This window comes from Haloimpatiens massiliensis (assembly GCF_900184255.1).
Lineage (GTDB): Bacteria > Bacillota > Clostridia > Clostridiales > Clostridiaceae > Haloimpatiens > Haloimpatiens massiliensis.
Window position 1 is genome coordinate 259,527 of sequence record NZ_LT854637.1, and the last position, 19,621, is coordinate 279,147.

18 protein-coding genes, 1 riboswitch and 2 other annotated features are annotated in these 19,621 nt (G+C 29.5%); of the genes, 14 read left to right on the forward strand and 4 right to left on the reverse strand.

The window, feature by feature from the left end; translation table 11 throughout:
- Nucleotides 1-135: 135 nt before the first annotated feature.
- The 4 genes from C1715_RS04345 (at nucleotide 136) to C1715_RS04360 (ending at nucleotide 4,750) form a co-directional block, all read left to right on the forward strand.
- Nucleotides 136-1,506 carry a sodium:solute symporter family protein gene (locus C1715_RS04345; protein ID WP_102399405.1) on the forward strand — a complete coding sequence of 457 codons (1,371 nt, stop codon included), beginning with the start codon at nucleotides 136-138 and terminating at the stop codon, nucleotides 1,504-1,506.
- Nucleotides 1,507-1,819: 313 nt separating this feature from the next.
- Nucleotides 1,820-2,446, forward strand: coding sequence for an HD domain-containing protein (locus tag C1715_RS04350; RefSeq protein WP_102399406.1), 627 nt, complete (start codon nucleotides 1,820-1,822; stop codon nucleotides 2,444-2,446).
- 322 nt (nucleotides 2,447-2,768) lie between these two features.
- Nucleotides 2,769-3,653, forward strand: a complete 885-nt coding sequence (locus tag C1715_RS04355; protein ID WP_102399407.1) for a YitT family protein — start codon at nucleotides 2,769-2,771, stop codon at nucleotides 3,651-3,653.
- Nucleotides 3,654-3,862: 209 nt separating this feature from the next.
- Nucleotides 3,863-4,750 carry a DMT family transporter gene (locus C1715_RS04360; protein ID WP_102399408.1) on the forward strand — a complete coding sequence of 296 codons (888 nt, stop codon included), beginning with the start codon at nucleotides 3,863-3,865 and terminating at the stop codon, nucleotides 4,748-4,750.
- Nucleotides 4,751-4,867: 117 nt separating this feature from the next.
- Here the strand turns inward: C1715_RS04360 and C1715_RS04365 are convergent, their stop codons facing one another.
- Nucleotides 4,868-5,125: a hypothetical protein gene (locus C1715_RS04365; RefSeq protein ID WP_102399409.1), complete on the reverse strand. Its 258-nt coding sequence runs from the start codon at nucleotides 5,123-5,125 to the stop codon at nucleotides 4,868-4,870.
- Between the two features lie 357 nt (nucleotides 5,126-5,482).
- Nucleotides 5,483-5,584, forward strand: a riboswitch (glycine riboswitch).
- 444 nt (nucleotides 5,585-6,028) lie between these two features.
- On the opposite strand from C1715_RS04365, the gene C1715_RS04370 reads away from it, so the two are divergent.
- The 5 genes from C1715_RS04370 to C1715_RS04390 all read left to right on the forward strand — a co-directional run bounded on the left by C1715_RS04370 (nucleotide 6,029) and on the right by C1715_RS04390 (nucleotide 9,459).
- Nucleotides 6,029-6,310 carry a DUF503 domain-containing protein gene (locus C1715_RS04370; protein WP_102399410.1) on the forward strand — a complete coding sequence of 94 codons (282 nt, stop codon included), beginning with the start codon at nucleotides 6,029-6,031 and terminating at the stop codon, nucleotides 6,308-6,310.
- Between the two features lie 183 nt (nucleotides 6,311-6,493).
- On the forward strand, nucleotides 6,494-7,264 hold the full coding sequence (locus C1715_RS04375) for a hypothetical protein (protein WP_102399411.1): 771 nt from the start codon (nucleotides 6,494-6,496) through the stop codon (nucleotides 7,262-7,264).
- Between the two features lie 4 nt (nucleotides 7,265-7,268).
- Nucleotides 7,269-8,093: a hypothetical protein gene (locus tag C1715_RS04380; protein ID WP_207654961.1), complete on the forward strand. Its 825-nt coding sequence runs from the start codon at nucleotides 7,269-7,271 to the stop codon at nucleotides 8,091-8,093.
- Nucleotides 8,093-8,821, forward strand: a complete 729-nt coding sequence (locus C1715_RS04385) for a hypothetical protein (protein ID WP_102399413.1) — start codon at nucleotides 8,093-8,095, stop codon at nucleotides 8,819-8,821. Before C1715_RS04380 ends, C1715_RS04385 begins: the two co-directional genes overlap by 1 nt.
- Nucleotides 8,818-9,459 carry an ABC transporter ATP-binding protein gene (locus tag C1715_RS04390; RefSeq protein ID WP_102399414.1) on the forward strand — a complete coding sequence of 214 codons (642 nt, stop codon included), beginning with the start codon at nucleotides 8,818-8,820 and terminating at the stop codon, nucleotides 9,457-9,459. Before C1715_RS04385 ends, C1715_RS04390 begins: the two co-directional genes overlap by 4 nt.
- Nucleotides 9,460-9,881: 422 nt before the next feature.
- Here the strand turns inward: C1715_RS04390 and C1715_RS04395 are convergent, their stop codons facing one another.
- A complete protein-coding gene (locus tag C1715_RS04395) occupies nucleotides 9,882-11,255 on the reverse strand; it encodes an aldehyde dehydrogenase (RefSeq protein ID WP_102399415.1) in 1,374 nt (457 codons plus the stop codon).
- A gap of 348 nt (nucleotides 11,256-11,603) precedes the next feature.
- Nucleotides 11,604-11,858, forward strand: a binding site (T-box leader).
- Between the two features lie 106 nt (nucleotides 11,859-11,964).
- Here C1715_RS04395 and asnS point away from each other — a divergent pair.
- The 5 genes from asnS (at nucleotide 11,965) to C1715_RS04420 (ending at nucleotide 17,867) form a co-directional block, all read left to right on the forward strand.
- The gene (asnS, locus tag C1715_RS04400) at nucleotides 11,965-13,356 is read left to right on the forward strand and encodes an asparagine--tRNA ligase (RefSeq protein ID WP_102399416.1); all 1,392 of its coding nucleotides are present in this window, start codon (nucleotides 11,965-11,967) and stop codon (nucleotides 13,354-13,356) included.
- Nucleotides 13,357-13,438: 82 nt separating this feature from the next.
- Nucleotides 13,439-13,671 (forward strand) — a binding site (T-box leader).
- 310 nt (nucleotides 13,672-13,981) lie between these two features.
- Nucleotides 13,982-15,466 carry a sodium/proline symporter PutP gene (gene putP, locus C1715_RS04405; protein WP_102399417.1) on the forward strand — a complete coding sequence of 495 codons (1,485 nt, stop codon included), beginning with the start codon at nucleotides 13,982-13,984 and terminating at the stop codon, nucleotides 15,464-15,466.
- A gap of 110 nt (nucleotides 15,467-15,576) precedes the next feature.
- The gene (locus tag C1715_RS04410; RefSeq protein ID WP_102399418.1) at nucleotides 15,577-16,836 is read left to right on the forward strand and encodes a double-cubane-cluster-containing anaerobic reductase; all 1,260 of its coding nucleotides are present in this window, start codon (nucleotides 15,577-15,579) and stop codon (nucleotides 16,834-16,836) included.
- Between the two features lie 10 nt (nucleotides 16,837-16,846).
- The gene (locus C1715_RS04415) at nucleotides 16,847-17,098 is read left to right on the forward strand and encodes a putative Se/S carrier protein (RefSeq protein WP_102399419.1); all 252 of its coding nucleotides are present in this window, start codon (nucleotides 16,847-16,849) and stop codon (nucleotides 17,096-17,098) included.
- A 13-nt stretch (nucleotides 17,099-17,111) separates the two neighbouring features.
- Nucleotides 17,112-17,867, forward strand: a complete 756-nt coding sequence (locus C1715_RS04420) for an acyl-CoA dehydratase activase (RefSeq protein WP_102399420.1) — start codon at nucleotides 17,112-17,114, stop codon at nucleotides 17,865-17,867.
- Nucleotides 17,868-18,061: 194 nt separating this feature from the next.
- Here the strand turns inward: C1715_RS04420 and C1715_RS04425 are convergent, their stop codons facing one another.
- The gene (locus tag C1715_RS04425) at nucleotides 18,062-18,898 is read right to left on the reverse strand and encodes a metal ABC transporter permease (protein WP_102399421.1); all 837 of its coding nucleotides are present in this window, start codon (nucleotides 18,896-18,898) and stop codon (nucleotides 18,062-18,064) included.
- A gap of 17 nt (nucleotides 18,899-18,915) precedes the next feature.
- Nucleotides 18,916-19,620, reverse strand: coding sequence for a metal ABC transporter ATP-binding protein (locus C1715_RS04430; RefSeq protein ID WP_102399422.1), 705 nt, complete (start codon nucleotides 19,618-19,620; stop codon nucleotides 18,916-18,918).
- Between the last annotated feature and the right edge of the window lies 1 nt (nucleotide 19,621).

Here is a 19,621-nt window from a genome sequence, read left to right on the forward strand (position 1 = left end):
TAGTAGTATATATTTAAATTATATAATATAAATGTATTAAGTCTCAATGTGATAAATGGTAAAAATGGTCATTGATATTTTAGTATTTGTGATAAAATATAAAGGGCGTATTAAAATTTCTAAGGGGATGTTAATTTGATTTTAATCAGTGCATTAATTACTTTAATTTTAACAGGAGTTGCAGGATATTTAGGGAAGACAAAGGTGAAAAATTCTAAGGACTTTATAAGAGGTGGTGATGGTCTTGGAATTATTGGCGTTACCAGTATGCTTATGGGGTCTATAATAGGAGGAGCGTCAACTGTTGGTACAGCTCAAATGGCATATAAGCATGGTATAGCAGCTATATGGTTTATAACCGGAGTAGCTGTAGCTAGTATAATTTTGGGCCTTATATATTCGAGACTTGTTAATAAAAAGAATTCTGAGACATTGCCACAAATTATAGGAAATACCTATGGCAAAAAGGCTAGAACTTCTTCTAGTATATTGCTTTCTATTGGTATGTTCATACACATAAATGGGCAAATTATAGCTTGTATAGCTTTATTTACGGCTATATTTGGAATAGATGTAAATATAACAGCGCTTATGGTGGTAGTGCTCTTAGTGGTGTATGTGGTATTTGGTGGTTTTTGGGGAAGTACTTTAGTTGGTGGAATAAAGACAGTATTACTATATGGTACAAGCATTATATGTGGAATTATTCTTATTTTTAAATTTGGAGCTCATAAGGAAATTATAAGTTTTTTCCCTAAAAATCCTTGGTTTAATTTATTTAGTGATGGAGTTTTTGAGGATTTAGCCTCTGGATTTTCAACAGTAGTGGGTATATTATCTACTCAAACCTATTTTCAAGCCATAATGTCTGGAAGAAGTCAAAAAGTATCAAAAGTAAGTGCTTTTGTAGTAGCCTTTTTAGTTTTTCCAGTTGGAATAGTATGTACAATGATAGGCATGTATATGAGAATACATTTCCCTAATATTGTTCCAAGTGAAGCTTTTCCTTTATTTTTAGTAAATTATTTAAATCCAACTTTGGCAGGGGTGTCTATAGCCACAGTTCTTATATCATCTATGGCAACAGGAGCAGGGCTTACATTAGGAATATCTACAATGTTTGTTAAGGATGTTTATAAGCAATTGATTAATAAAAAAGCTGATGATAAAAAAGAGCTTTTGGTATTAAGACTTTCTATAATTGCAATAGGAATAGCTACTTTCTTTATAGTTATCAAGAATCAAGACTCAATGATACTGAACTGGGGATTTTTATCTATGATATTTAGAGCAGTGCCTATATTTGTACCTACTATATTCGCACTATTTTTTAAGGATAAAATACATAAGAGGGCAGGTTTTTATTCCATAATATGTGGAACGTTAGCTAGCATAATATGGATTTTACTAGGGCTTCATAGTATAAGTTCTATTTATATAGGTTTAATTACTAATGTAGTGGTAATTTTAGCAGTTAGCAGGCGAGAACTTAGAATAAATAATTAGAATAAAGAATGAAAAATTTAGGATTAATAATGATTAACTCAAAATGAAGAATGAGGATTAAAAGATAGTTTGATTATAACAAAGTCAAGCTATCTTTTTAAATGTAAGAGTATCAAGGTAATATAGGTAGCTTATTTGGGTATAATATTATTATTGTTTTACTTGGTATCTACTGAATTTTTGCATATGATTTTCAAGTTTAATTTGTAATTTTATATTTATGAAAGTTCAATGATTCACTAATATAAATGAAGGTTATATAGGTGCGTAAAGTATTTTGTGATATAAAACTTGTATGAATGGAGAGTTTATTATGGATTTAAAGACAACAATAGATATGTTTAAAGAAATAGATAAACATATATTAGAAGATAAAAAACCATCTAGATATATTTTAGAAATTTCCAAGGAGCAGTTATTTAGTGAAAAACCTTTTAATATGTTGAAGAATTTAAAAGATACACCTCAATCTCCTAAGTATCATCCAGAGGGAAGTGTGTGGAATCACACAATGCTTGTTTTAGATAAGGCAGCAGAAGTTAAGGCAAAAAGTGAAGATAAAAGAGCTTTTATGTGGGCAGCGCTTCTTCATGATTTAGGTAAAGCTCCTACTACAAAAATAAGAAAGGGAAAAATAACATCCTATAATCATGATAATGTGGGCGAAGAGATGGCTAGAGAATTTTTAAAACAATTTCATCAAGAGGAGAGCTTTATATATAAGGTCTGTAAGCTAGTTAGATGGCATATGCAGCCATTATTCATATTAAAAGATTTACCTTTTGCAGATCCCAAAAATATGCTTAAAGAAGTAGATATAGATGAGGTAGCCCTACTTTTTTTATGTGATAGATTGGGAAGAGGAGGAGACAACGAAGAAAGAGAAATTGAAGAAAAGAATAATGCAGCAAATTTTATAAAAAAGGTAAAGAATATTTAGGGAATTTAATCAAAGAAAATTAATATTCATTAGTACAAAGCATAGGCATTTGTGGTAAAATTAATCATAAGAAATTTTTCCTTTTTTGTTAGATTAGTTATACTAAATAAACGCTTTAATTTCCTATTTTAATGTCTTTTTTTACGGTAATAATGATTTAATAAACATAAATTTGCAAGTGAAAAGTGGGAATTTAAGAAAGCATTAGGGGCATGCGAGTGATAGGGGGGATTACGTTAGGCATTGTAAATAGGAAGTTTTCATAGGGGCTTATATATTAAATAGTATGTTAGGTTAATTTTAATTTTAAGGGGAGAAAAAAATGAGTGAAACCATGAAGTCTTTTATTAAGGATTTGCCAATATTAACAGTCGGTATGTTTATTGGGGCATTAGCCGTACATTTTTTTTTGATTCCAAGTAAATTAATTGTTGGATCAATTACGGGTTTATCCATTGTAATTAATTTACTTACTTCAATATCGTTGCCAGTATTAGTTTTTATTATAAATACTTTTTTATTAATTCTATCTTACTTTCTTATCGGAAAAGAATTTGGCGTTAAGACCATATATTCAGCATTAATTTTATCACCAATGCTTTTCATATTGGAAAAAGTATATCCAATGAAAGAATCATTGATGAAGGATCAGTGGCTGGATCTATTATGCTTTGTACTTATTTTAAGTTTTTCACAAACAATTTTATTTAGGCGTAATGCATCCACTGGCGGATTAGATATTTTGGCTAAAATAGTAAATAAGTATTTACATATTGATCTAGGCACATCAGTCTCTATTTCAGGAGCAATTATTTGTTGTACTGCTATCTTTGTGTACGATATGAGAACAGTAATCATAGGATTGCTAGGAACGTATATTAATGGATTAGTACTAGACCATTTTATGATAGGATTTAACTCCAGAAAAAGGGTTTGTATTATTTCAAAAGATTACCTGTTGATTCGCAAATTTATTATAGAAGATTTGCATCGGGGTGCAACATTATATCCTGTTAAAGGTGGATTAGGAAATGAGGACAAGTTTGAAATAGAAAGTTTGATGACTAGAAATGAGTTTTCTTATTTGATGGAGTTTATTAAAAAGGAACAAATTAATGCATTTATTACGGCAGGAACAGTTAGTGAGATTTATGGCAATCTTGGGATAAAGGGAATCAAAAGCAAACCCAAGTTATTACAGGAATAAAAATAAAAAAATCATACCACAAAATCTGTGGTATGATTTTTTGTTAAGAAATTGTTGCAGCTAGTGTAGTATATGCAAAATTACTGCAATAAAAATTCAAGTGGTTATTAAAGAAATTTTAACAAGTGAAAATTCAAAAGGCAATTTATATTGAAAAAAATGTTGATTTATGTTAAACTAATGTGGAATTTGTATAAGGAGATGAATAGATGGAGGATTCTAAAAAAGTCGTACAAGGTTATCTATTAGTAGCATTGTGTGGAACATGCTGGGGACTAATGGGAGTGCTTACAAAGAAATTAGATCTTCTTGGCTTTGATGAATTTTCTGTTTCAGCTCTAAGACCTACTGTGGCTGCTGTTTTTTATTTATTATATACTTTAATAAAGGAGCCAAAATATCTTAAGACTGACTTCAAAAGCTTAATATTTTTCTTAATATATGGAGTAGTAACTTTAGACGGGATGTTTTTAACCTTTACCTATGCAGTTAAATATTCTAGTATAGCTACAGCATCCGTTTTACTTTTTACTAATCCTATATTTGTAATGATTATGTCTAGATTTTTATTCAATGAAAAGCTTACAAGAAAGAAGATAATGGCTTTAGTATTATCTATAATTGGATGCTTACTAGTTGTAAGAGCTTACAATGTGGAAGCGTTTAAGGTAAGTTTTTTAGGAATTATACTTGGAGTTATGTCAGGATTTACAGTTGCTCTTCAAAATGTAATGGGTAAAATAGGAGCTAATAAGTATCACTATAAAACTCATTTAGTATATTCTTTCTTATTTGCAGCTATTTTCTTATGGTTCTTCAGACCACCATGGGTATTATTCAGTAACGCAACTTCACCTACAGCGTGGTTTTATATTATTGCAATAGGTTTCTTTGCAACAGTTATACCAAATGGTGCGTTTGTAAAGGCATTACAATATGTAGAATCTAGTAAGGCCAGTATAGTTTGTAGTATAGAGCCTATTATAGCGACTATACTCGGATTTTTAATATTTAAAGAACAACTAGAAATTTGGCAGATAGTAGGTATGGTACTTATAGTATTATCAGTAATTCTTATTCAAGGTAAAGAAGACTAATATTTTTTTATACAATGTGTAAGCGCTACCACATAATTTTTATAAAACAATAAAAATTAGATATAAAGTATTTAAAAAGTTTAAAGGAGTACCAAAGGTACTCCTTGTATTTATATGTTAATTATTCTTTTTTTCAGCTTCTCTCCATTCTGAAAGGAAGGTTTCACAAGCAGCAATTGTAGCATTACTTTTTATACTAGAAACAGAACCTCTACCGTCCCAATCATTTCCATCGCTTATATATAAAGTTTCTAAAAAATTTTCTAAATCTTTTATTGAATATTCAGGAACTAATCTTTTATGATCCTTTAAATTTTGGTATACAGAATCAAAAATTCTATCAAACTCCATTTGTTCCCAATCTTTATTTTCCATAAAATGTCCTCCTGTCTTATTAGAGATTATGAATTTAATTAAAATATTATGAATTAATAATCATTATTAAGTATACTCTAATGAAATTAATTATTCAAGGAAAAAATGTTACCATAAACTCTCATATCTATGTGGTAATAGTTAAATAAAAAACTATTGATAAAAATAATAGGGAAAATAGAAAAAAACTATTGACTATTTAGTAGATGGGATTTAAAATATAGTTGTAAGTTAAAGAAAATTAAATATCGGTGGATGAAGGTCGTTGGAGATATCCTTTATAAGGGTAACCGTAGAAGAAAAGTATAGATTATGCTATGAATCTATATTGAAGCTTTCAGGTTTGATACAATGATCTGACACAACCCTGGAGAGAGCCCTTAAGTGGGACATCAACGAAGCAACTTAAACTAGAATGTGTTTGAGGAAACTTTCAGATAAAAGGACAGGGAGTAGTTAGCAATAGGTATACTATTATAACTACTCCCTGTTTTTTATATATATTTTAAGATAACAAACAAATTTATCCCACATTCATATAAAACTACCCTAAAATAATATAAAACTACCTAACATAAAATCCCTTAACCCACAAGGGGTTTTATGTTTTTTTGTATAAAGAGCAGTTTATAAGAGGATTAGTGTTTTTTAGAGAATTTAAAGAGTAAATTGTGAACAGTCACCAGTTAAGTAGACGGGAGGTGTTCATTGATCTACTTTAGGTGTTTTTTTAATAAATATAGTAACTTTGGGTTATTTCATTACTAAAAGGTTATAATTATAATAAATGAAAAATATTTTATATTAAGAAGTATAAAAAATATTTGAAATTACAACAAAAATTAAATAAGGATGCAAGGTATAACAGAAGGGAGGGACTGCTACAAGAAGTAGCGTAAAATTATGATTATAGGAACAGCTAAAATATATTTATATGCTAATTGGGTTCATTCCTTAAAGGAAAAGAGAATGATAGTTAAGAGTTTAATTGCAAAAGTTCACAATAAATATAATGTTTCCATTGCGGAGATTGAAAATCAAGATTACCATAAATCAATAGTCTTAGGCATTGCTTGTGTAAGTAACGATACTAGACATGCTAATAGCATGGCACAAAATGTTTTGGGTTTTATAGAAGGTAATACGGATGCTATAGTGGAGAGAACTGAAATAGAGATACTATAGTATAAAAGTATTTTATGAAGAGCTAATAATAATGCGCAATCCTTAATTAAAATATATTAAGGATTGCGCATTATTATTTAAAATTTTAATTAACTAAAATTTTAAATTTTTAAATGTAATTATTAAATATAGAAGGTATTTACATAAGTGTATAGAATTTATATTTCATAAGGAGGGATTAATTTGTATAACTTTTTTAAAAATGAATTTAAAAGATGTTTTTTTTCAAAAATAACTTTTTTGGGTATGGCGATAACATTTATATGCTTGGTCATACCTTATATAGATGATTTGAAAATTCCATATCCTAATGCTGATGGAATTATTTTTTTTATAAGAAGTTCAGCTTGTCTTCCATTAAGTTATCTTCCATTGTTGGCACCATTAATTGCATGCATACCTTCTGCGACTACTTATATTGTAGATAAAAAGTCTGGTATTTTAAATTATATATTATTAAAAATGAAAAGAAAAAAATATCTTAAAATACGCTTAGTAGTAAATTTTTTAGTAAGTGGTTTGGTTTTAGTTATTCCACAGATTATAATGCTAATATTTTTAATCATTAGACATGGAATCAATAATACGTCAACAGAGGTTGTAGGTGCGTTCAGCAGTGTATTTTATAATTCAAAAATAGCATATGTAATTATAATGTTAGTAGTATTTTTTATTTCTAGTGCAGTATTTTCTACGTTTGCTTTAGGAATATCTTCAATAGTGGAAAATAAGTATTTAACCATAATTTTACCTTACATATATGTAATAATTTCAGGTACTGTATTTGAAATGGTGGGAGTTAACAGGATTGTAAATTTAAATGTTATGACTCTTTTTGATATAGGCTATAGTTTAGATTTAACTAGTTTAAATGTCATACTTTATGAAGTGATATTATTTATAATAGGCGTATTATTATTTTATTATTTTGGAGAAAAGAAAAATTATGCGTAAATTAATGAATTATATAAAGGTAAATTCTTGGAAAAATAAAATTTCATATTTTATTATAGGGGCATTAATTATATTTAACTTATTAGGTTTTAAGGAATTCATAGGTGAAGGAAATCATATAAATAAAAATTGGTATGATTTAATAATATCAATTTTATCCAATTACTTAAATATAGCATATGTATTTTTTATATTATTTATGTTATATATTCACAATATTATGTCAAGGAAAAATTTTTATAAATATATATTTTTGAAACTTAAAAGCAGAACACAATGGTATTACTATAATGTATTTCTAATTATAGCAGCATCCTTAACATTTACAGCTATAATAGTTATTATAAATATTTTAGAGGGTATATTTACAATGCCTTTTACCAATGAATGGAGCAATTACAGTATTTCCCTAAGTAATAATCCAACAGTTTATTTATATGATCCAAAAGTACTAGGATATGTGATAAAAATAATATCTCCTTTAAAATATTCAGTAATAAACATAGTTTATTTAATATGTTTTTTTATAACAATAGGTTTGATCTATTTAATATTTTCTATGATACTTAAAAATAACATAAGAGCCTTTGTTACTGTTTTTATTATAAACTGTATAAATATTGCATTTTATAATAGTATAAATATTCCCTATGTAGAAAAATTATCATTTTACTATAATATAATACTTTTAAGTCCATGCTATGAAAAGTTAAATAGCACAATGATATACAGTAGATTAATTTATTGGGTAATATTAATTTCCGCATTAATTATAATTGGAAATGTAATAAAGGGTAATATTGATATGAATTTCGGAGATGATTCATAATGAAAAAAATAAATAAAATCATAGTTAATAATTTAATTGCTATATTTAATTTGAAAATAGTAGTATCAATAATTTTATTATACATAAATGTAAACTTCATAACAAAAGGATTGTATAACATAAAAAATTTCAATGAGCTTATAAAATTTTCTTTTTATGGAACTATAGGTATTGGTGATTTGCCCATAGAAATGTTAAAGTTCACTGCTATACAAATGTTTATAATATATATTGCTTTAAATTTTATTAATGAAGAGTTTGGTGAGAGAATAAAATTAAATTTTTTAAGAGTTCACAGCAGAAAGATGTATATAAACAGTATGATTATTACAATATTTGTGAGTTGTTTTATATATTTCTTATTAGGGTTAATTGTACTAGGGTTATTAAATTTAAATTTAATAACTACTTCTGTAAATTTCACGTTGATAATTAAGATATTGTTTTTATTAATTATATCAAGTTTCTGTATATGCCTAGTGGGATTTTTGATAGCTTTGATTATTAAATATGAATCTGTGGTATTTACAATTGTACTACTGTTTTATTATATAGGAATATCAATAGAAAGTAATTTAACAAAATATATTATATTTACTCAGGGCATTCTCTCAAAACATTATTACCACAATATTAGTTTTAAGTGGTCATATTGTTATTGTTTATTTTTTTCAGTAATTTTGTCTTTTGTTTTAAAATCAATATTTATAAGGAGAGATTTAGTATGAGCGATTCTATTGTAGAAATAAATAATTTAAATAAAACTATAAAGAATAAGGTAATTCTAAATAATATAAATTTAAAGCTTAAAAAGGGAAATATATACGGAATAATAGGAAGAAATGGTTCAGGGAAATCAATGTTATTTAAAGCCATGTGTGGACTTATAAAACCTACAAGTGGAGAAATTTTTATATTTACTAAACCCATACATAAAGGTGAATTACCAGAAGATACAGGAGCAATAATAGAGAATCCTGGATTTATAGGACAATGTTCTGCATTTAAAAATTTAAAAATGTTAGCGTCCATAAATAGTAAAATAGGCGATGATGATATAAGAAAAATTATATCTTTAGTAGGATTAGACCCTAATGATGCACAGCCTGTTAAAAAGTTTTCCTTAGGCATGAAGCAAAGATTAGGAATAGCACAAGCTATTATGGAAAAACCAAAGTTTTTAATTTTAGATGAACCTATGAATGCACTTGATGAAGAAGGAGTAGAGCTGGTTAGAAGTATATTATTAAAATTAAAAGAAAATGAAGTAACCATTCTTATGGCAAGTCATAATAAAGAAGATATAGAGGTTTTATGTGATTATGTATATAAAATGAAAAATGGAATTCTTACTATTAATTCATAGTCATGATTAAACCAGAAAAAGGTATAAGGTGATAGAATTATGCAATTTCTCCTCCATGACTTGCATAAGACTCGGAACAATAAATTTAATTTAAGAAACTCTAATCTTTTAGCCATATAAAATTATGTAACGCTAACATTCAGCGTCCTGCCTCAGGTTCCCTAGCCTGGCGTCCTTGCCAGGCTTACGATAATTTTATCTGTCTAAAAGAAGAATTTCTAAAATTAAATTTAAATAGTTCCTTTGCTTCTTATGCAAGTCATTCCAGAGAAATTTCATAATTCAGGTAATGTAATGCTTTTTGTGGGATAACCATAGTCACAGGTTTAAAATAATAATAATGTCCAATCCTTAATTGAAATATATTAAAGGATTGCGCATTATTATCTTGCCATTATCATTAGACTCTAGAAATAGTTTTACTAAAGAAACTTGAAAAGTTTCTTTATTTTATCCAAGGTTATGTTATAAGGTGGATATACTTTTGTATCAATGGATACGCTGCTTTTTAAAATGCTCTTATTATGAGAGAAGGTATCAAAGGAGGCCCTGCCGTGATAACTACCCATGCCACTTTCACCAACACCTCCAAAAGGTAGATAATTAGTGGTCATATGGATTAAAGTATCGTTTATGCACACGCCACCAGAGGAGGTTTTCTTTACAATCTCATTTTGTACTTCTTTAGAAGATGAGAAGATATATAGGGCTAAAGGTTTAGGTTTATCATTTATGATATTTATGGCATCCTTTAAATTTTTATATTCTATTATAGGTAAGATAGGACCGAAGATTTCCTCACCCATTACAGGAGCATCTAAGGATACGTTATTCAAAATAGTAGGAGATATAAATCTTTCCTTTTCGTCTACATAACCACCTACTACTACATCTTGTCCACTAATTAAATTTTTCAATCTATTGAAGTGTTTATCATTTATTATTCTTCCAAAGTTAGGACTGCTTTTAGCATCTTGACCATAAAACTGAACCAGTGTATTTTTAATTTCTTCTATTAGAACATTCTTAATATCCTTTTGTACTAACACATAGTCAGGTGATACACAGGTTTGACCAGCATTAGAAAATTTACCAAAACATATGTCTTTAGCAGCATTTTTTATATCTGCGTCATTATGAATTATGCAAGGACTTTTACCACCTAGCTCAAGGGTAACAGGAGTTAAGTTTTTCGATGCAGCCTCCATTATAACTCGTCCTATATTTGGTGAGCCGGTAAAGAAAATATAGTCAAATTTTTCCTCTAAAACTCTAGAGGACATGCCTTTTGAATTTTCTACCACGTAAACATGTCTATCTTCAAAAGCCTCGCTTATTATTTTTTTTATGGCAATAGAAGTATTAGGAGACATGCTAGAAGTTTTTATGATGCAGCAGTTTCCCGCAGCTATGCTCCCTATAAGGGGATTTACAGCTAGCTGAAAAGGATAATTCCAAGGGGAAATAACTAGAGTCAATCCTAAGGGTTCAGGGACAATATAACTTCTACTTCCCACATAGGCTAGAGGAGTTCGTACCCTTTTAGTCCTAGAAAATCTCCTTATGTTTTTTATCATATAGTTTATTTCTGCTAAGGATATACCTATTTCTGTCATGTATGATTCTATTTCATTTTTATTTAAATCTTTTTTTAAAGCATCTAATATAAGTGCTTCATTATTTTCTATAGAGTTTTTTAAATGTTCTAAGGCATTTATTCTAAAATTTATATTTTTAGTAATTCCTAAATTAAAGAATTCCCTTTGTTCTTTAATTATTCTAGAAAGTGTGTCCATATATATTACCTCCCATATTGTAGATTTACATACAATTTACCCTCTGTACTTATGATACAAATAATATTATAACATGTAAAACCATAAATTGTAAAATAATCATTAATTAGAGAGTTATAGTATAATTGCACCACAAAAAAGGTACAATGTGGCGGAATTATGAAATTTTATAATTCAAGTAATTTAATACTTTTTGTGGGATAAGCATATTATACATTAAATAGAATTTTAGTATGAACGTATTGACTTTTATAAGTAAGAAAAGTATAATTATAAATCAATAGGCAAATATATATAGTAAAGAAACGAATTATATATTTTTGAATATACTATAAGTAAATTTATAGTAATAAGACTGTGAAGAGAAGAGTAGGTATAAGAAAGGTTTTAAAGCGAGTCGGTGAAGGTGTAAGACCGATAAATCTCTTATATTGAAGAACATCTCGGAGTTTCTAATCGAAATCTAAAGGAGAGTAGACTTAGAGGGAACCCAACCCTTATAATGGGAGAGTATAAGAAGCATTAATTGCTTTCGTACTTTATTGAGGTGGCCTTTTTAGGCAAACTGGGTGGTACCGCGAAACATAGCCTTTCGTCCCAATGTGGGATGAAAGGCTTTTTTGACGTTATTTTTACTGCATGAAAACTTAAATATAAAATTAATTGGTGTATAAAATTATACATCAATATAAAAAGGAGAGGAAATGAAATGAAAGACACACTAATTAAGAGTCTTTACAGAGAAACACAGCAGTATATCGGTAAAGAAGTAAAAGTATCAGGCTGGGTGAGAACAGTAAGAGCATCAAAAGCTTTTGGTTTTATAGAAGTTAATGATGGAAGCTTTTTCAAGAATGTACAGATGGTATTTGATGAATCTCTAGAAAACTTTAGTGAATTAGGTAAATTACCTATAAGTGCTTCTATAGAAGTAATAGGAGAGGTAGTTGAAACGCCAGGATCAAAGCAGCCTTTTGAAATTAAAGCTTCAAAGGTTACTAAAATAGGAAACTCATCATCAGATTATCCACTACAAAAGAAAAGACATACTTTTGAGTATTTGAGAAGTATAGCTCACTTAAGACCAAGAAGTAACGCTTTTTCAGCAGTATTTAGAGTACGTTCAATAGCTGCTTATGCTGTTCATAAATTCTTTCAAGAGAAGGGTTTTGTATATGTACACACTCCAATAATAACTGCTAGTGATTGCGAAGGAGCAGGAGAAATGTTTAGAGTTACTACTTTAGACATGGAGAATCTTCCAAAGGATGAAAAAGGTAAGGTAGATTATTCACAGGATTTCTTTGGAAAATCTGCTAACCTTACTGTAAGTGGTCAGTTAGAGGGAGAGATATATGCTTTGGCATTTAGAAATATATATACTTTTGGACCAACATTTAGAGCTGAAAATTCAAACACAGGAAGACACGCTTCAGAGTTTTGGATGATAGAGCCAGAAATAGCTTTTGCGGATCTTGAAGATGACATGGATTTAGCTGAAGAAATGGTTAAATATATAATAAAATATGTAATGGAAAATGCTCCAGAGGAAATAGAATTCTTCAATAGCTTTATAGATAAAGGACTAAAGGATAGATTAAACAATGTTTTAAATTCTGATTTTGCAAGAATATCTTATACTGAAGCTGTAGAATTATTGAAAAAAGCAGATGTAGAGTTTAAGTACCCAGTAGAATGGGGATGTGATCTTCAAACAGAGCATGAGAGATATATAACAGAGAAAATATACAATAAGCCAGTATTTGTAACTGATTATCCAAAGGATATAAAAGCTTTCTACATGAGAATTAATGATGACAACAAAACTGTTGCAGCTACAGACCTTCTAGTACCAGGTGTGGGAGAAATAATAGGAGCAAGCCAAAGGGAAGAAAGACTTGATATTTTAGAGGCTAGAATTGCAGAGCTTGGATTAGAGAAGGAAGATTACTGGTGGTATTTAGAGCTTAGAAAATATGGAGAAACTAAGCACGCTGGTTTTGGTTTAGGATTTGAGAGAATGATAATGTATCTAACAGGTATGAGCAATATAAGAGATGTTATACCATTCCCAAGAACTCCAGGTAGTGCAGAGTTTTAATAGGTTTTAGAATTAATTACCATAAAATTCTTATTGACAAAGGTTTAATTACCCTTTAAAATAATTTTTAAAATATATTTAGAAAATAGTGTTGAAGGGTAATAGTAGGCATTTATGATTTACAGAGATGAAATCCACAGCTGAAAGATTTCTAGTCCTATGAATGTTGAACCAGACCTGGAGCTCCTTGATTGAAATTAAGTATGTCAAGGCGGGTAATACCGATATATATTTAAAGAGAATTAGAATCATAATTCATGCATGAAAAGATTTTAATTAACTAGGGTGGTAACGCGGATAAACTTCGTCCCTGCTTTTGCAGGAACGGAGTTTTTTTATATTTACTAAAGTTTAATCGAGTATATTCTAAAGATGAGAATAATCTTATATTTAAAGTTTGTAATAGCTAAAAATTAAAAATCATACATTGCTTAAAAGTTAGGGCCTTTTTAGCAATATATGATTTCTAATAAGATGTTTTAATTGTAAAAAAACAACGGTGTAAAAATTAATATTTTACAATTTAAAATTTTACAGTATTTACTTCATTTATTCAATAGTGAACAAGAGAAAAGTGAAGTCTTTTTAAAAATCTATGTAAAAAATATACAAAGGAGGAATAAAAATGAATGGAAATGTTACAGTAGTGTTTATATTCTCATTATATCTAGTGTGTATGCTTGCAATAGGGTTAAAGTATTATAACAAATCAGAAACTTTATCTCAATATGTTTTAGGGGGCAGGAAATTAAATAGTTGGGTTACAGCTATGAGTTCACAGGCATCAGACATGAGTGGGTGGCTCCTTATGGGCCTTCCAGGCTATGCTTATTTAAGTGGAGTTGAAGCTATGTGGATTGCTTTAGGACTTGGAATAGGTACTTATATAAATTGGAAAGTTGTGGCTAAGAGAATTAGAAAATATACAGAAATTGCAGGAAATTCTATAACTATATCTGGATATTTTGAAAATAGATTTAGAGATGATAGTAAGGCTTTAAGGGTTATTTCAGCTATTGTTATCTTAGTGTTTTTTACTATATACACATCATCAGGTTTTGTGGCAGGTGGAAAATTATTTAACGCTGTTTTTGGTATGCCATATATATATGCACTTACCGTAAGCTCAATAATAGTAATAGCATATACATTTTTAGGTGGATTTATGGCAGTGTGCTGGACGGATCTTATTCAGGGAATTTTAATGTTCTTTGCAGTTACAGCGGTACCTATTGTGGCTGCAAGTAAAGTTGGAGGATGGGGAACTCTTATAACTAAATGGAATAGTATAGATGTGAATTTTATGAATCCTATAGTTGGTATTAGTGGAAGTCCTATGTCAGCAATAGCAATAATATCTTTACTTGCCTGGGGACTTGGATATTTTGGACAACCTCATATATTAACTAAGTTTATGGCTATAGAGTCCTCAAAGAAAATTAAAAAAGCTAGAACAATTGCCATGATATGGGTAGTCATATCCCTTTTGGCAGCAGTGATGATAGGAATGATAGGGCGTATATATTTAGGGGAAAGTCTTAAGGGAACCCTTTCAGAAAATGTATTTATATTTATGGTTAATGATATATTTAATTCTGTTATTAAAGGAATGCTTTTATCAGCTATATTATCAGCTATTATGAGCACAGCAGATTCACAGCTTTTAGTTTCATCTTCAGCTTTAACAGAGGATATATATAAATCTATTTTAAAGAAGGAAGCTTCGGATAAAGAGTTGGTTTGGGTTAGCAGGTTTACTATTATAGTGATATCAGTAATAGCGTATTTTATGGCATTAAATCCTCAAAGTTCAATACTTTCGCTAGTTGCCTATGCCTGGGCTGGATTTGGGGCAGCTTTTGGACCTGTGGTACTATTATCATTATTTTGGAAAAGGGCAACTAGAAATGGGGCTTTAGCTGGAATGATAGTAGGGGGAGTTACAGTTATATTGTGGAAAAATATTCACGGAGGTATCTTTGAATTATATGAAATAGTTCCAGGAATTTTATTTGCAACGTTAACTATTATTATTGTTAGTTTACTTGATAGGGAACCTTCAAAGGAAATACAGGATGAATTCCATAGTGTAAGTGAAAGTAGTATATAAAGTATTTATAAAAACAATAGTTGCTTAAAGTTCTATTGAAAAATCAAAATCTATATAAGAATAGTTTGTGTTACTATTTAGGTGAATGATAAGTAAAGGAGTTGAATTTTATGGCAGACTATAGAGAAATGTGGAAAAAGTTAAATGTCAATTTAGAAAAGCACGATCAATTGTGCGAGATTTTACCAGAGTTATATGGTTCAGTTTATTTACAACAAGAGGATAGACCAGAAGGAATGAATTATTTTAACTATGTGGTTTCAGAGGTTCATGGTGCTAGAATTCAGGAATTAGAAGAACACAAGGAAAAAGGCGGTAAGGTTATAGGAACATTTTGTGTTTTTGTACCAGATGAAGTAATACTGGCTACAGGTGCTTTAGGAGTAGGACTATGTGCAGGATCTCAGTTTTGGATAGAAGACGGAGAAAAGGTTCTTCCTAAAAACCTATGTCCTTTGATTAAAGCATTTACAGGAGCTAAAATTGGAGCTACATGTCCATATTTCCAATCTTGTGATATGTTGGTTGGAGAAACTACATGTGATGGAAAGAAGAAAGCTTGGGAATTATTAAATGAATATACTCCTGTGCATGTAATGGATTTGCCACAAATGAAGAGAGAAAAAGATTATAGTATGTGGAAAGATGAAATAAGAATATTTATAGATAAAATGGAAAGGTTAACAGGAAACAAAGTTACTGTGGAGAATTTAAAAGAAGCTATAAAATTAGCTAATAAAAAGAGAAGAGCTTTAAAGAGATTATATGATTTAAGAAAACATAAACCATCTCCAATAAGTGGTCTAGATTGTCTTTTAATATCTCAAATTGCTTTCTATGATGATATAAATAGATTTGTAGATAATGTAAATAAGCTATGTGATGAATTAGAAGAAAGAATAAAAAAGGGAAAGGCTAAAGAAAAGAAGAGACTTATGATAACAGGAACTCCTATGGCTCTTCCAAACTGGAAAATACATAGCATAATAGAGAATTTAGGTGCTGAAATAGTAGTTGAAGAAACTTGTACTGGTACAAGATATTTTGAAAACGAAGTTTGTGAAGATGGAGAAACTTTGGATGAGTTAATAGATAATTTAGCTAGAAGATACCTAAATGTTAACTGTGCTTGCTTTACACCTAATAGTGGCAGAATAGATGATATATTAAGATATGCAAAAGAATATGATGTAGATGGAGTTATTGACTATAATTTATCTTTCTGTCATACATATGCTGTGGAAGATAAGAGTATTAGAGATATGCTAAAAGAAAAAAGCATACCAGTTATGCATATAGAAACAGATTATTCTACAGAAGATTCAGGACAAATTAAAACAAGAGTAGAAGCATTTTTAGAAATGATTTAAGGTGATTTAAATGGAAAAAGAGAATCATTATATACTTTTTAAAAATCATACTGAAGGTATGAAATTAGAAGAACTTTTAAGAGAAAATAATATAAAATATGTGATTTCACCAACACCTAGAGAGTTATCTACTTGCTGCGGTATATCTGTAGTTTATAAAAAAGAAGATGAAGAAAAAATAAAAGGAATAGTAGAAAAAAATAGTATAGATATAATGGGATTTTATACTTTAAAGAAGAAATACACTAATTTTTATGCTTAAAGGATGATGAAACATGTACTATGTAGGAATAGATATGGGTTCCACAGCCACAAAGGTAGTAGCTTTTGAGGATGAGGAATTGAAAACTAAATTTTCTGTGCCAGCAGGATGGAACAGTGTAGAGACCTCTGAAGACATAAAAAATAGATTAGAGCAGGAAGGAATAAAGAAGGAGAATTCTAAAGTAGTTGCTACTGGATATGGAAGAATTTCAGTGCCATATGCCCATAAGACTATTACAGAAATTACTTGTCACGGGAAAGGTGCACATTATTTATATAATAATGATTGCACAGTAATAGATGTAGGGGGACAGGATACTAAGGTGATAACTGTTCAAAATGGAATGGTTACAGATTTTTTAATGAATGACAAATGCTCTGCAGGTACAGGAAGATTTTTAGAGATAATGGCTAATAAATTAGGAGTAGACTTAGAAACTTTATGTAAGCTTTCTAAAGAAGGAAGTGGAGTAACTATAAGTTCTATGTGTACTGTTTTTGCAGAATCAGAAGTTATAAGTTTAGTAGCAAAGGGTAAGAAAAGAGAGGATATAGCTTATGCTATAGTGGATTCTATAGTAAGTAAAGTAAAATCTTTGTGTTACAAACACTCTTCTTCAGAAAATTACTTTTTTACTGGCGGGCTTAGTGGAAATAAAGATTTTGTAGATAAACTTTCAGAGAAGTTACAGAAAAAAGTAGAAACTCATCCATTAGCAAAATATGCTGGTGCCATAGGAGCAGCAATGAGCGCTAAAAAACTATAAGAACATATATTAGTTTGCTAGAGTGCCAGAGTGCTAGGGAAGGATAATTTTCATTCGCCATGCTGCGGAAAATTTTTATTTATAAGTTTAGTGGGCAGGAAAAGCGAAGCTTTTCCTGCCCACTAGCCCACTAGCCCACTAGCCCACTAGCCCACTAGCCCACTAGCCCACTAGCCCACTAGCCCACTAGCCCACTAGCCCACTAGATTTCTTCCTTTATTAAATTTTTTACATAATGATTTAATAAACAGTATAAATAGATAAGTACATACTGTAAGCAGTATAATTGATGCTCCAGAAGGAATATGAAACTCATATGAAATACCAAGACCTAAAATACATAAGAACATACCTATGAATATAGAAGAAATCATTATGTTTTTTAAGTTCAGGGAGAATTCCTTAGCTATAGCTGGAGGTACAGTTAAAAGAGCTATTACAAGTATAATTCCAACTACTCTTATTAAAACTACTATTGTACAAGCTATTAATACGAATAATAGATATTCTAAAAAGGTAGTATTAATTCCTAAAGTTGAGCAATATTCCTCATCAAATAAATAGGCTTTAAATAAGTTGAAAAAGGAAGCAATTATAAATAATATTATTAAATCTATAATAAACATTAATTTAATATCAAAAGAGGAGACCGTTAATATATCTCCGAATAAATAAGAAGACATATCTGGAGGATATGATGGCATAAAAGATATAAAAAGGATTCCTAAAGCCATGCCCATAGACCAAAACATGCCTATTATAGTATCTGAATTAGTAGAGGTTTTTCTCTTTATAGAAGTTATTCCTATAGCGGAGGTAACTGAGAATATAAGTGCTCCAATTAATGGTTCTATTTTAAGAAAGTATCCGAGCCCTACTCCACCGAAGGCTGTATGAGCTATACCTCCACTCATCATTACTAATTTTTTTTCTACAATTATAGTTCCAATTATGCCACAGGCTATACTAGCTAAAATAGCAGCTACAAAGGCATGTTGTAAAAATGTATATTTGAATAGTGCATTAATCACCAAATCACCCCTTTTGATTAAGCATTTCCATAAATTTTTTCTACAAGTTCTTCATATTTAGGAGTTTTATCTTTAAAGTAAAGTGTTTTGTTTAAGCATACTACTGAATTTACATAAGAAGAAATAAATTCTAAATCGTGACTGACTATTAAAACTGTTTTATTTTTATTTAAATCTTTAAGTAAAGTATATATTTGGGCTTTAGAGCTGACGTCTAAGCTAGCGGTAGGTTCATCCATAAGCAAAACTTCAGGATTACTTATGAGAGCTCTAGCAATTAAAACTCTTTGTAATTGTCCACCAGAAAGCATTCCAATTTGTCTATCTTTAAACTCATCTATCTCTAAAGCTTTTAAGATTTTAAGGGCTTCTTCCCTATCTTTTGAAGAATATCTATGAAAAAAGTTCCCTTTTTTATTTAAAGTTCCAGATAAAACTACATCCATTACGTTTATAGGAAACTTTTTATCAAATTTTGAAAATTGCGGAACATATCCAAGGGAACAACAATCTTTGTTAATTGAATTTCCCAGTATTTTAATGGAGCCTTCAGAGGGTTTAATAAGACCTAAAATACTTTTTAAAAGAGTGCTTTTTCCACCACCATTAGGTCCTAAAATACCCATAAAATCACCTTTTTTAATATTTAAATTTATATGTTCTAAGGCACAAAGGCTATCATAATAAACAGTTAAATTTTTTATTTCTATTATATTTTTCATG

What these genes read in the sequence shown, in the direction of transcription:
- C1715_RS04365 (WP_102399409.1), bottom strand. Translation starts at nt 5,125, where the DNA reads ATGGAAAATAAAGATTGGGAACAAATGGAGTTTGATAGAATTTTTGAT.
- C1715_RS04350 (WP_102399406.1), top strand. Translation starts at nt 1,820, where the DNA reads ATGGATTTAAAGACAACAATAGATATGTTTAAAGAAATAGATAAACAT.
- C1715_RS04360 (WP_102399408.1), top strand. Translation starts at nt 3,863, where the DNA reads ATGGAGGATTCTAAAAAAGTCGTACAAGGTTATCTATTAGTAGCATTG.
- C1715_RS04430 (WP_102399422.1), bottom strand. Translation starts at nt 19,620, where the DNA reads ATGAAAAATATAATAGAAATAAAAAATTTAACTGTTTATTATGATAGC.
- C1715_RS04415 (WP_102399419.1), top strand. Translation starts at nt 16,847, where the DNA reads ATGGAAAAAGAGAATCATTATATACTTTTTAAAAATCATACTGAAGGT.
- C1715_RS04385 (WP_102399413.1), top strand. Translation starts at nt 8,093, where the DNA reads ATGAAAAAAATAAATAAAATCATAGTTAATAATTTAATTGCTATATTT.
- C1715_RS04370 (WP_102399410.1), top strand. Translation starts at nt 6,029, where the DNA reads ATGATTATAGGAACAGCTAAAATATATTTATATGCTAATTGGGTTCAT.
- C1715_RS04410 (WP_102399418.1), top strand. Translation starts at nt 15,577, where the DNA reads ATGGCAGACTATAGAGAAATGTGGAAAAAGTTAAATGTCAATTTAGAA.
- C1715_RS04355 (WP_102399407.1), top strand. Translation starts at nt 2,769, where the DNA reads ATGAGTGAAACCATGAAGTCTTTTATTAAGGATTTGCCAATATTAACA.
- asnS (WP_102399416.1), top strand. Translation starts at nt 11,965, where the DNA reads ATGAAAGACACACTAATTAAGAGTCTTTACAGAGAAACACAGCAGTAT.
- C1715_RS04380 (WP_207654961.1), top strand. Translation starts at nt 7,269, where the DNA reads ATGAATTATATAAAGGTAAATTCTTGGAAAAATAAAATTTCATATTTT.
- C1715_RS04390 (WP_102399414.1), top strand. Translation starts at nt 8,818, where the DNA reads ATGAGCGATTCTATTGTAGAAATAAATAATTTAAATAAAACTATAAAG.
- C1715_RS04395 (WP_102399415.1), bottom strand. Translation starts at nt 11,255, where the DNA reads ATGGACACACTTTCTAGAATAATTAAAGAACAAAGGGAATTCTTTAAT.
- putP (WP_102399417.1), top strand. Translation starts at nt 13,982, where the DNA reads ATGAATGGAAATGTTACAGTAGTGTTTATATTCTCATTATATCTAGTG.
- C1715_RS04420 (WP_102399420.1), top strand. Translation starts at nt 17,112, where the DNA reads ATGTACTATGTAGGAATAGATATGGGTTCCACAGCCACAAAGGTAGTA.